Source organism: Bradyrhizobium sp. LB13.1 (assembly GCF_054056815.1).
Genome location: NZ_JBSRYQ010000002.1, coordinates 151,094 through 162,930, shown reverse-complemented (window position 1 = coordinate 162,930; position 11,837 = coordinate 151,094). Strand labels below are relative to the sequence as shown.

Annotated in this window: 12 protein-coding genes and 1 pseudogene; 10 read left to right on the top strand and 3 right to left on the bottom strand. The window is 60.6% G+C overall.

The window, feature by feature from the left end:
• The first annotated feature begins 213 nt into the window (after positions 1-213).
• The 4 genes from repA (at position 214) to ACVWYI_RS38110 (ending at position 4,402) form a co-directional block, all read left to right on the top strand.
• Positions 214-1,428, top strand: a complete 1,215-nt coding sequence (gene repA / locus ACVWYI_RS38125) for a plasmid partitioning protein RepA (RefSeq protein ID WP_456664737.1) — start codon at positions 214-216, stop codon at positions 1,426-1,428.
• Positions 1,425-2,444, top strand: coding sequence for a plasmid partitioning protein RepB (repB, locus tag ACVWYI_RS38120; protein ID WP_456664736.1), 1,020 nt, complete (start codon positions 1,425-1,427; stop codon positions 2,442-2,444). Before repA ends, repB begins: the two co-directional genes overlap by 4 nt.
• 197 nt (positions 2,445-2,641) lie before the next feature.
• Positions 2,642-3,874: a plasmid replication protein RepC gene (gene repC, locus ACVWYI_RS38115; protein ID WP_456664735.1), complete on the top strand. Its 1,233-nt coding sequence runs from the start codon at positions 2,642-2,644 to the stop codon at positions 3,872-3,874.
• A 108-nt stretch (positions 3,875-3,982) separates the two neighbouring features.
• Entirely contained in the window at positions 3,983-4,402 is a 420-nt protein-coding gene (locus ACVWYI_RS38110; protein ID WP_456664734.1) for a hypothetical protein, read from the top strand.
• Between the two features lie 169 nt (positions 4,403-4,571).
• On the opposite strand, the gene ACVWYI_RS38105 is transcribed toward ACVWYI_RS38110, so the two are convergent.
• A complete protein-coding gene (locus ACVWYI_RS38105; protein ID WP_024342295.1) occupies positions 4,572-4,772 on the bottom strand; it encodes a hypothetical protein in 201 nt (66 codons plus the stop codon).
• Between the two features lie 147 nt (positions 4,773-4,919).
• Here ACVWYI_RS38105 and ACVWYI_RS38100 point away from each other — a divergent pair, with 147 nt between their 5' ends.
• Positions 4,920-5,102 carry a hypothetical protein gene (locus tag ACVWYI_RS38100; protein WP_456664733.1) on the top strand — a complete coding sequence of 61 codons (183 nt, stop codon included), beginning with the start codon at positions 4,920-4,922 and terminating at the stop codon, positions 5,100-5,102.
• A gap of 264 nt (positions 5,103-5,366) precedes the next feature.
• Here ACVWYI_RS38100 and ACVWYI_RS38095 read toward each other — a convergent pair whose 3' ends face one another.
• Positions 5,367-5,672 (bottom strand): HU family DNA-binding protein, encoded by a 306-nt coding sequence (locus tag ACVWYI_RS38095; RefSeq protein ID WP_456664732.1) that lies wholly within the window; start codon positions 5,670-5,672, stop codon positions 5,367-5,369.
• 106 nt (positions 5,673-5,778) lie between these two features.
• Entirely contained in the window at positions 5,779-6,075 is a 297-nt protein-coding gene (locus tag ACVWYI_RS38090) for a WGR domain-containing protein (protein ID WP_456664731.1), read from the bottom strand.
• Between the two features lie 574 nt (positions 6,076-6,649).
• Here ACVWYI_RS38090 and ACVWYI_RS38085 point away from each other — a divergent pair.
• From ACVWYI_RS38085 to ACVWYI_RS38065, 5 genes and pseudogenes are all read left to right on the top strand, one after another.
• A complete protein-coding gene (locus ACVWYI_RS38085) occupies positions 6,650-7,411 on the top strand; it encodes a ParA family protein (RefSeq protein WP_456664730.1) in 762 nt (253 codons plus the stop codon).
• A complete protein-coding gene (locus ACVWYI_RS38080) occupies positions 7,401-8,378 on the top strand; it encodes a ParB/RepB/Spo0J family partition protein (RefSeq protein ID WP_456664729.1) in 978 nt (325 codons plus the stop codon). The genes ACVWYI_RS38085 and ACVWYI_RS38080 overlap by 11 nt, the downstream gene beginning before the upstream one ends.
• 428 nt (positions 8,379-8,806) lie before the next feature.
• A pseudogene (locus ACVWYI_RS38075) lies at positions 8,807-9,558 on the top strand (IS5 family transposase).
• Positions 9,559-9,630: 72 nt separating this feature from the next.
• Positions 9,631-10,149: a MobC family plasmid mobilization relaxosome protein gene (locus ACVWYI_RS38070; protein ID WP_456664728.1), complete on the top strand. Its 519-nt coding sequence runs from the start codon at positions 9,631-9,633 to the stop codon at positions 10,147-10,149.
• Positions 10,146-11,222: a relaxase/mobilization nuclease domain-containing protein gene (locus ACVWYI_RS38065; RefSeq protein WP_456664727.1), complete on the top strand. Its 1,077-nt coding sequence runs from the start codon at positions 10,146-10,148 to the stop codon at positions 11,220-11,222. The genes ACVWYI_RS38070 and ACVWYI_RS38065 overlap by 4 nt, the downstream gene beginning before the upstream one ends.
• Positions 11,223-11,837 lie beyond the last annotated feature (615 nt).

Here is an 11,837-nt window from a genome sequence, read left to right as displayed (position 1 = left end):
CCCGACTCGCTGAAGCCGTTGTTGTCAGCTGACAACAGCAAGGCGGTGCATCAACAAGGCGGTGCATCAAAAAGGCTCTGCTCGCCGTGGAGCGCGCCATCGAGCGTTAATAAGTCATTAACCCTTTAATTCTTGCTCAAATCATAGAATCGTGGCCATCTCTCAAGACGGAGATTAGGCGTCTGACGCGCAGAAACCGTCTTGAGAAAGCAAATGCCGAGCTTAGCGGAAGATACACTTACCATGAGCAAGACGGCGTCTGCCCGGATCACCCGCCACGCCGGCATCCTTTCCGGCCAGCTTCGCTCGCTAGCTACAACGCTTTTCCCGCCTTCAGCCAGTAAGTCTCTCCGCTCGTTCACCTCCGGGGAGGTTGCGCGAATTGCCCGCGTCTCCGATGGGTATCTCCGACAGCTCTCGCTCGACGGACTTGGACCGAACCCGGCGACGGGTCCCGGGGGGCGCCGATCTTACACTCTGGCCCAGATTCATGAGTTGCGCGGGTATCTAGCCAGCGCGCGCCCTCGAGAAGCGTTGGAATTTCTCCCGCGCCGCCAGCCGGGCGACAAGCTCCAAATTATCACCGTAGCGAACTTCAAGGGCGGCTCCGCCAAGACGACGACGGCACTATATCTTTCACAATATCTCGCCCTTGCCGGCTTTCGGGTCCTTGCGATTGACCTCGATCCGCAAGCTTCGCTTTCCGCGATGTTTGGGTACCAGCCCGAGTTTGATATTGGGGCGAATGAAACCCTCTATGGTGCCATCCGATATGACGAGCACCGCCGGCCGATGCGCGAGATCGTCCGGAAGACCTACTTTGACGGGATAGGTCTCGTTCCAGGCAATCTCGAGCTTATGGAGTTCGAGCACCATACGCCTCGCGCAATGATCGAGCGGCGTGAACGCGGACACGACTTGTTCTTTCGCCGCGTCGCCAGCGCCATCGACCAAGTTGCCGACGACTACGACGTCGTTGTTATCGACTGCCCACCCCAACTTGGTTACTTGACCATGGGCGCGCTAAACGCGGCCACCGCGATGCTCGTGACCATCCATCCGCAGATGGTCGATGTCGCATCGATGAGCCAATTTCTCCTCATGACGTCGGATCTCATGTCCGTCATCGAGGAAGCTGGCGGCCGACTGGATCACGATTTCATCCGGTATGTCATCACGCGTCACGATCCCAACGACGTGCCCGAAGCTCAAATCGTGGCCCTCCTTCGTAACCTCTTTGGATCGGATGTGCTCCAGGCCACCGTTTGGAAATCGACTGCAATCGCCAATGCCGGTCTCACCAAGCAGTCACTTTATGAGCTGGAGCGCGGCACGGTAGGGCGAGGCGCCTACGACCGGGCACTAGAATCAGTCGACGCCGTCAATGCCGAAGTTGCGCAACTTCTCAAGAAGGTGTGGGGTCGATGAGCAAACGTACTGACACCATCAAGAGCCTTTTCACGGCCCCGCAATCTAGCCCGTTGTCAGCTGACAACATGCCCGGCGCCTTGCCGCGGGTCTCGTCGGGCTCGGTCCGCTCGTTGAAGGATTCTTTTTCCGAAGTCGAGAAGGAGAACGAGGAGCTTCGCGAAAGAATTGCAGCCGGTGCTTTGATAGTGGAAATCGACCCCTCGCTTATCGATCCATCACCGCTCGCCGACAGGTTCCGCGACAGTGATGATAGCTCGTTCGAGGCACTTAAACAGTCAATCGCACAACGTGGCCAAGAGGTGCCCGTTCTCGTTCGGGAGCATCCCGAAGCAAAAGGGCGCTACCAGAGCGCCTATGGTCATCGCCGCGTCCGCGCCACACGTGAGCTGGGCATTCCCGTCAAAGCTATCCTGCGATCCCTGTCAGATGAAGCGCTTGTCGTGGCGCAAGGACTCGAGAACGCACCGCGCGAAGATTTGAGTTTCATTGAGCGCGCCAGCTTCGCGATGCATATCGAAGATGCAGGGCATAGCCGGTCGGTCGTGCAGGATGCGTTGTCGATCGATCGGGCCGAGGCTTCGAAACTCCTTGCCGTCGCTCGATCGGTTCCAACCGACGTTATCCAAGCGATCGGAAAGGCTTCGAAAGTTGGCCGCGGCCGCTGGCAGTCGTTCGCTGAACTAATCAAGGATGCCGCGGCGCTCAAACGTGTCAGAGCGGCGATCGTTGAACCGAAATTTGCAGAGCGGGAAACCGACGCGCGATTTCTCGCCGCATTCTCAGCAGCAGGCCGTCCATCTCCCGCGGGGACATCGAAGCCATCGGAAGAGAAGCCAGTTTTGTCTGCATCCGGCGACAAGATTGCCCAGATCCGTCACACCGACCGCGAACTAAAGCTCACCATCGACAAGAATGTTCCGGTGACATTCGCGGCGTTTCTTGTGGACCAACTCCCGGCCCTGTTCGACGCCTTTTCCAAGACGAATGGCGGCCAGGAAACCACCGAGGCCTGACAGCCTCGTTCCATAAACACGAACCAGGAGCAGACAAGGGAAAAGAAAAAAGGCCCCCGAAACGGAGTTCCGGAAGCCTTCTCTTCAAGTTTGGCGACTGACAGAGAATCACTTTCGCGAATCGCAGTCAAGAGTTTCTACGCGGTTTTATCGCTGTTTCGGCGAGCAGGTTTTCTTTGCCCAGCTGAGGCAAAGACATGCAGTCACACTCCCCAACGACGCCCTTTGGGCGGCGATCGTTGACGCTTGCCCATGTGGCAAGCCAGATGGTCGCAACGGAACGTCCTCCCGAAAAGATCGTGCACAAATGGAAGATCTTCCACGCCATCTGCACGGCACGGCCGCGCCTTGGCGTGTCGGAGCGCTCGCTTTCGGTGTTAAACGCGCTGCTGACCTTCCATCCCGAAACCGCGCTCACCGGGGAGGATGATCTGATTGTTTTTCCGTCAAACCATCAACTCACCCGGCGGGCGCACGGCATGCCGGCATCGACGCTGCGGCGCCACCTCGCTGTGCTGGTCGACGCGGGTCTGATCGTTCGGCGCGACAGTCCGAATGGCAAGCGCTATGCGCGGAAGGACAATGCCGGCGAAATCGAGCTCGCCTTCGGCTTCGATCTGTCGCCGCTGGTCGTGCGCTCGGAGGAGTTCGAGAGCCTGGCGGCCGATATCGAAGCCGAGGCCCGCGCACTCAAGCTCGTACGAGAGCGCATCACGCTGTGCCGGCGCGACGTCGCGAAGATGATTGCAACTGGCATCGAGGAAGCCGTCCCGACGCGAAGGGGAGGGCAGGGGCCTGCCGATTGGCAGGTTGTGCACGCTGCCTTCCGCGCGATCGTCGATCAGATTCCGCGCACGGCTACGCGCCAGGAGCTCGAGCCGATCGCCGACGAGTTATCTCAGCTTGCCGACGACGTACTCAATCTTCTGGAAGCACACATTAAATCCAAGAATCCGAGCGCCAATGAGTCCCATTCTGAGCGCCACATACAGAATTCAAATCCAGAAGCCCTTATTGATCTTGAACCTGGCCTTCGAGAAGGCAGGGCGGCGGGAGCTGAGCCCAAACCTCAACCCGCGCGAGTCGGGGAGGGGGCGTATCCGTTAGGAATGGTCCTGAGTGCGTGTCCTGACATCGTCGATTATGCGAAGGGTGGAGTTTCGAACTGGCGCGATTTCCTCGCTACCGCGACCGTTGTGCGATCGATGCTAGGCATCAGCCCGAGCGCCTGGGAGGAGGCTCAAAAGGTTATGGGCGAGGTGCCCGCAGCCATCGTCGTCGCGTGTATCCTGCAGCGCGGGACGGCGATCAATTCCGCCGGCGGTTATCTGCGCGGCCTGACGCGAAAAGCCGAGGTCGGCGAATTTTCGCTTGGCCCGATCCTGATGGCGCAGATCAATTCTCGCCGGCGAGATAAGCAGCGGGCGTGAGGCGATGAGGCGCCGTTCCCAGACCTTGCCTTTTTCGTGTGATCGAAAATAACCGCACTGACCCGGCTTCTGCGCTGTGTCGACGCAAAGCCGTTCGGAGAGATCGTCATGGCAAAACACGCTCCAATCATCCTCACGTCGTTTTTCCAGCCTCGTGATGAAGGCGCCGCGGAGCAACGGATGTACGTGGCGGGGTTCGCGGACGAGGCGGGCGAGGCCTGGGGGACGCTGATTCCGTTGGATGCGGAGATGGTCGAGCACGCCGTTCTGGGACAACAGACATTCACCGTCTGGTGCAACTCCGACGGTCGCGTCCAACCGCAGCCGAGCAGCGATAGTCTTTTTGAAGAGCTTCTGGAGAGAGGCCAATTGAAGGAGACGCCCCTCGATGAGCTCGTCGCCGAAGCCATCGAGCAGGGCAAGAATGAACCCAATTATGACATCCTCGATATGTTCGAGACCCTGCATGAGCGGCTGGTGCGGGCGGAGGGCATGGTCGCTGACGAGATCGCGCGGCGCAGGCGATGACCCTTCGCGGCGCGCGTGCGCGGCTCAGTGCTGTAAGGCCAGCTTGCACTAACGCGAGCACCGCGACCGCGGGCGGCCGACACCCGGACCGGTCAGGACGGTCGGTGAACACTCGTTCCGGTCGATGAAAACATAGAAAACCGACGACCGGGCCGCGCTCGGACTAGTCTTAAGCTTCGCCGGAGCCGGAAAACAGCGCCGTCGGTGGCGTCGCGCGCGGTGGCGGGAGGGTCCGACCGCCCGGGGCTCCCGGTCTGCTCTTGAGATCGTATCGCTGGGCTAGGTCGAGTAGCCGCCGCTTGGTGAACGGGTCCGCGTTCTCCGCCAGATCGCGCGCCCGCTGCGCGAAGCCCCTGTAAAATTCTTCCACTACGCCACCCCGCAACATCACTGAAAATCGGATTTCAGTGTGAGACGCGCTCCGCGTCAAGCGGTCTGTTTCATGCGGACAATTTTCGTCGATTGAATTGTGCTCGCGGTGCACGGGGAACTAAGCTGGTCCCGGCAGGCAAAAACCATGACTCCGCTCTACTTCAGCCGGAAGCTATGTCCGAAGTGCGGTAAGCCGATGACGGCCGTGCCCGACGACGTCGCGCCCGGCCGGCCGCGCTGCGTCTGCCTGGTCTGCGAGGACGATCCGCTGCGCGATCCCGCTGCCCGGAAGTGGGCGGAAAGCCCGCTGCGACCGCCGGCCAAATAACGGTCGAGTTGAAATCGAGCCCGGCAGCCGGATTGCTGCAGAGCCGATTTTGCTCACAACCCTCTCCAACGCTGTGGCGTTGCAACCCGAACGCCCAGCTTCGTTCCAGCGCGCGTGCCGGCGGAATCGTCCCGGACTCGGAGGCCGGTATGGCCAGCGACGCTAGCATCTGTTTCACGCCTCGCAGGGCGGTCGGTCGCATGGATGCGGACGCAACGAAGCGCTCGCAGCCGAGGAGGGGGCATAAGTCCCTCGTCTTGCATCTTACGATGCACCGTCGTTACGGTCCGCTCCTGCGTTGAGACCGTCCTTGATGGCTTTGGCAGGCGTAAAAGTCAGCTTCCTGGAAGCTGCGATCGCAATCGTTGCGCCGGTCGATGGATTGCGGCCCTCACGAGCGGGGCTATCCTTGACCTTGAACTTGCCGAACCCGGGAAGACTCGTTTCGGCTCCGCTCACGGCCGCATCAGCGATCGCCTTGAAAACGCTATCGACGATGGTTTTCGCCTGAGCCTTTGTCAGGTCGTTCTCGGCTGCGATCTTTTCGGCGATCTCATCGGCAGTTGTCATGGGACGAGCTCCGTCTTGTTTCGATTTTGCTCGTCTGACACCAGGCCGCGGAACAGATAGAGCCGGCATCACAGGGCAGAGCCGTAATCCCCGAAAAATCGCCAGACTATGACAGTTTCTCCTCCGCGACAGCGTAACCGCGCCTCCGCTTGGCACGCTCCAGCCGTTCGAACGCTTCGACCGCCTCCGCACAACCACCGAAGGTCTGCACCATGATCTTGCCACTCGTGCCGATCCGGCCCCAATTGCGGATCAGCGACATTTCTCCGAACAAGGTGGGCTGCGTAGACAGCGCATAGAACCGCCGCATATTGCGCGCGGCATCGATGCGGCGCAGATGAAGCGGTTCTGGTTCGGGTTTCGGCACGGACAGATTCTCGCTTCCTAGGGAAGCGGCGTCCAATGAGTTTTATGAATCGACCGGGCAGATCGATTCATTTTATCGATAGGTCCATTGCGCCGGAAATACCGCGACCCGTCCTATTGCCGGGTTGAATCTCTCCTCGATGGAGACGTCGCCATGGGGACGTGCGCGTCGCAATGCCCAGCTTGCAATTGCGCCAGTCTTTATCAGAACAGCCGCTCGCAAGAGATTTGGCTCTAAAATTAAAGCTTCCTGCGGCTCTTACAGTCTTGCCTGCTTGGGCGAGCCCTTTCGGGGACGGCTCTACTCGCGCCGCCGCGGCGACGCTCCCGGAGCCCACAAGCGGTCTCCGCGCCTTCGCGTGACGATCCTCTCGCGACCGTCTCGCAGAGCGCCCAGCAACGAGCACGATCCCGGCCTCGCGTCCCAGAATTTGCTCCCCTCGATGGCTATGAACTGACCTGACTCTTCTGACAGGGGATTCGCCCGATGAATTTCGGGATCGTTCCGGTGATCGGATTCGCGATCGCTGTTGGTTCAAACCAACATCCGCCACGACATAATTGGATGAGGAAATGCCGCCCGCCCCGTTAGACCCATTTCGGACTTTGAGATGAAGACCATTGTCATCAACAATCAAAAGGGCGGAGTCGGCAAGACGACGCTTGCGGTGCATTTGGCCTGGTTCATGGCGGAAGCGGATCTCCGCGTTCTCGTGATCGACGTTGATGCGCAGAGCAATGCGTCGGACACGTTGAGGCACTACACCGGTTCAACGTTAGCCGCGGATCTGTTCAAGCCGGGGATACGCGTCGTACCTCGGGAAGATGAAGGCCTAACGCTCGCGCCGGCCGATAGTTCGCTGACTGATCTCGATCGCAGCAACGCGGCCGCCATAACGACTCTGCAACAGAACCTCGCTATCGCGTCGGATCAGTTCGATGCCTGCGTCATCGATACGCCGCCATCACTTGGACTTCGGAGTGTCGGCTGTTTGGTTGCGGCGTCGCATGTGCTGGCCCCTATTTATCTGGAGGACTATTCGATTAAGGGCGTCAAAGGTCTGATGCAGACCGTGATCGGCGCGCAGAGGCGCTATGGCCGCCAGGATACGAAGTTCCTCGGGTTGCTGCCTTCGAACTTCAACACGAAATCGCCTCGTCAAAGGACCCATCTTGAGCAACTCTTGCGCGAGGCTGGCAAATATGTGTTCCCGGGCCAGATCGTTGCAAGGGACGGCTACGCTGAGGCCGTTGCGGAACGCCTGCCGGTCTGGAAGCTGAAGCGTCGCTCTGCGCAGGAGGCTGGTCGAGAAATCCGCGAGGTGCTCGCCAAGATCGTCGCGCAAATGGATGAGACGGCACATGGCGCTTGATCTCAGCTTTAAGCAGCTCATCGACGCCGCGGAAGATGGTGCCGCCACGATCGGGCAACCGACTTGCATCGCCATCGACCGTATTGACGAAGATTCAGACCAGCCCCGTCGCAGCTTCGATGAGCAGAAGCTCGAGGAGCTAGCGGAATCAGTCCGTCAGCATGGCGTGCTGCAACCGATCGTGCTGAGGCAAGCGACGGAGGAAGGCCGGTACGTGATCATTATGGGTGCGAGGCGGTATCGTGCCGCTAAGCGCGCCGGGCTCCGTGACATCCCGGCCTTCATTCATGCCGTTGGGTCTGCGGATCGTTATGCTCAGATGATCGAGAACATCCAGCGCGATGACCTCAATGCCCCGGAAATTGCGGCGTTCATCGCGGATCGTTTGGAGCTGGGTGATAGCCAAGCCGACATCTCGCGCAAGCTCGGCAAGCCGAGGGACTGGGTGTCTCGCTACGCGTCGGTCCAGAGCATGCCGGAGTTCCTCCGGTCGAAGCTTGCCGGCTCATCAATCCGTGCTGTGTATGAACTCTACCAGGCTTGGCGTGAGCAGCCCAACGCCATCGAGACCTTATGCGCAGCACAGGAGAGCTTCACCGATGCCCACGCCCGTCAGCTGGCTCGCAAAGTTCGCAGCGAAGCCTCCGGCTCCCCTGCTGATGGTGAAGGGCCGCCTGAAGCTCAACCTGAGCCAAGCCCGATCGAACCGCAAGTGGCATTGCCCGAAGAGAGAGACCGTGTGACGGCGATCGCGGAAAAGTCCCCCAATCGTTCGGTCGATCGGAACGCGCGCATGAGCTCGTCACTGACGATCAGAGTGCGGCACCAAGATCGCACTGGCTGTCTTCTGGTCGATCGACTTGCGTCTCAAGGCTCACGGCACGCAGTACTGTTGGTCGATGGCGCAGAAGAACCGGAAGAGGTTCCAGCATCGACCCTCACAATCGAAGAGATCGTTTTCGCATGAAGCTGGTGTTAGACAGCCTCCTCAGAAACGCTGCCACAGTTGGTGCGCGCCGCCGGAGCGGATTTCCCATCCGAAGGATGGCGCGTTAGCGCAGCAGCCGGAGGCCGAACGCGCCCCCCACAGCGCTGTAGAGAGGCCGGAGGCTGCTGGAAAGCCGCGGTCCACATATTCGGTGCCGATGTCGTCGATCTGTGCGCGCGACGTTGGTGGAATAGAAGCATCAGAGGTGGCAGCTGCGTCATTCCCAATGGCATTCTTCTCCGCACCGATCGTCGGCTGGGTTGGATCTCACCTGCAGCAACTCTCGCGCTTTGATTGCCGAGCCCGTTGGTTTGAATCAACATCGAGGGGGTGGAAGGATTCGCGTTTTCTAGGGTCTGTTGGGATTCAGGATTCTCATCGGGGCTTGGTTGTGATTCAAGCTTGGGATGGACCGATTCGTTTTGACTGACGCCCAATGGGCGAAGATGGAGCCGCATTGTCTTGGCAAGCCGGGAGATCCGGGCCGCAGCGGCAAGGACAACCGACTGTTTGTCGAGGCCGTTCTGTGGATCGCCCGAACCGGCAGTCCCTGGCGGGATCTGCCGGCGATGTTCGGCCACTGGAATAGCACATTCACGCGCTTTCGCGACTGGGTGAAGGCGGATGTCTGGAAGCGGCTGTTCGAGGCCATCTCCGACGATCCCGACATGGAATACGCCATGGTCGACGCCACCATCGTCAAGGTCCACCGCCACGGTCAGGGCGCAAAAGGGGGACGCAAAGCCAGGCGATCGGCCGCTCGAAAGGCGGCATGACCACCAAAATTCTGGCGCTCACCGATGCGCTCGGCAATCTCGTGCGCTTCGTGCTCCTGCCGGGACAGCGTTTCGATACGGTGGGCGTGCCGCCGCTCATCGAGGGATTGGCCTTCAACGCGCTGATCGCTGATAAGGCCTTCGATAGCAACGCCATCATCGCCGAGCTCGAAGCGCGTGGCGCCAAAGTCGTCATCTCCCAGCATCCGCGCCGTGCACAGCCTCTCGCCATCGACAAGGAGATGTACAAATGGCGGCATCTCATCGAGAACTTCTTCGGCAAGCTCAAGGAATTCAAGCGCATCGCAATGCGCGCCGACAAGACCGACCAGAGCTTCACTTCAATGATCTATCTGGCCGCGGCCGCGATAAACTCCAGATGAATCCCAACAGACCCTAGTGCAGGATAGGCTTCGCGCCAGCGATGTATTACATCGCGATTGGGATTGGAGTGCATGGCTCTGATCTCGCTTCGCGTCCCCGACGAAGTCGCGGCGGAGTTCTCAGTTCTTGCCGCTACCAAGGGCGGCAAGTCCGCGCTGCTGCGGCGTCTCATTGCCGATGCACTAGCTGCGCCAGAGCCGCGCATCTTGGCGTTGCCGGTCGGACGGCCGGAGAAGGTGACGGTGCGGTTTCGCGAAAGCGAGATGCGGCAGCTCGCGGAAGTATCACATCAGCGTGGCATGACCCGAACCGGGTGGATCGTCGCGCTGGTGCGCTCGCGATTGGGATCGCCAGTGCAGCATTCCCCGAGCGAGCATGACGCGCTTCGAGCGATCGTTCGCGAGCTCAACCGGATCGGTGGCAACATCAACCAGATCGCGCGTGCGGCAAACACCAGTGTGCTGCAGGGCAGGGCGGTTGAGCCCAATCTGTCCGCAATTCGGGAGACCAAGCTGGTGATTGAAAAAGAGCTCGCGCAACTGCGTAATGCGCTGCACGGCAACGCGGACTATTGGGATGGGAGGCGATGAGTCGGCGCTCCTCGCCGCGGCCGACCGACCTGGCCTCCGAACTTCCGCCGATCTCGTATGTCTGGGAGACGCCCAATCGTCGCCCACGACGGGCTGAGTGGGATATCCCCGATCCGGCTGCTCCCGGCCGCCTGACGCCGGCGATGCGTGCAAAGCTCGAACGCATCGTGCGCCGGGCACCAGAGGTGATGGTCAAGATCACCGGCCGCACCAAAGATGCGGCGCATCTCAAATCGCACTTGGCGTACATCACGCGAAATGGCGAGCTCGATGCGGAAACAGAGCAGGGCACGACGATGATGGGGCCGTCCGGATTGAAGGACCTGCAGCAACGATGGGAGGATGATGTCGGTCTCGACGACAAGCGCCGCCGTGATGGATCGCTCTCGATCAACATCATTCTGTCAATGCCGGCTGGAACCGATGCGGTCGCTGTCAAGGATTCGGCGCGGGCATTTGCCATCGAGACGTTCGGCTACAATCACGACTACGTCTTCGTCCAGCACCTCGATGATAAGCATCCCCACGTGCACTTGACCGTTCGGTCCCTGGGTCATGACGGCAGGCGCCTCAACCCCCGCAAGGCGGATCTTCAGGCCTGGCGCGAGCGGTTTGCTGGTGAACTCCGGCTACGCGGGTTCGCGGCGGAGGCAACGCCGCGGCGAACCCGCGGACGGGTTCGAAAGGCCGATCGGGGGGCGGTGCTCGCTTTGCGCAAGCGAAAGATTGCGCCGGAGGTCGATCGGCTAGCGCGGGAGGAAGTTCTCCGTGAGGTGAGGGGAGGCAAGCCGACAGAACGACCTTGGGACGCCCGGATCCGGTCACGTCAGGACGCAATCCGGCAGCGATATGTCGACTTCGCGGCCGAGCTGCAGCGCTCTGGGACGGCGCGCGATGACGCGCTCGCGCGACAGATCCGTCAATTCGTCAACGACATGCCCGCTGTCGAAACGCGCCAGCATGCGCTGAAGAATGAGCTTTCGGAGCTGACCAGGAGCCGGCGCCGAGACGCGAACCAGGACGTTGACGCAGAGGGGCGCGACAAAGCAAGCGGCCATGAGCGGACGAGATAAGCGAGTGCAGGAATCGTAACCTTGAGCTCCGGGTTCGATTCCGCCCCTGGGCACCATTCCTGAACAGATTTGCGAACCGGGGTTCTCGGTTCGCCGTTCGGGCCGAGCGTGGCCCTGATATTGTCATTTGAGCCGATGATGCGGATGGTGTGGTCGCTGACGACGATGGCATCCACGATAGCGCTGAGGTAGGCCTTCCGGGCAGCCACATCTCCCGACAGGAGTTGTTCGCGCATCAAACGGGTGAAGCGGTCGATGGCAACCGGATCGATCTCGATCGGGACCGCGCTGGACTTCTTGGCATAATCGAGGGCCTCAAGCGCCCGGTCCCGGGTCGTCTTCAAGGCGGCCACTCGTTCTTTCAGCGTCGGGTCCGTACCGTCGATGGTACCTGCCTCGATCGAGGCATAGAGACGCGAGAGGCGTTCTTCTGCGTCGGTAGCCTGCCGGGCGAGATCAACCAGGCGACGGTCAGCCGAGGCCTGCCGGTCGTCGCGGCGGGCCCTCAAGCTAGTCAGGATGGCCGTGACCCGTTCGGGCTGCAGGAGCTGATCCAGCAGGGCCTCGACCACGAGCTTCTCGATGACGGGCCGCGGAATCTTGCTTTTGCTGCAG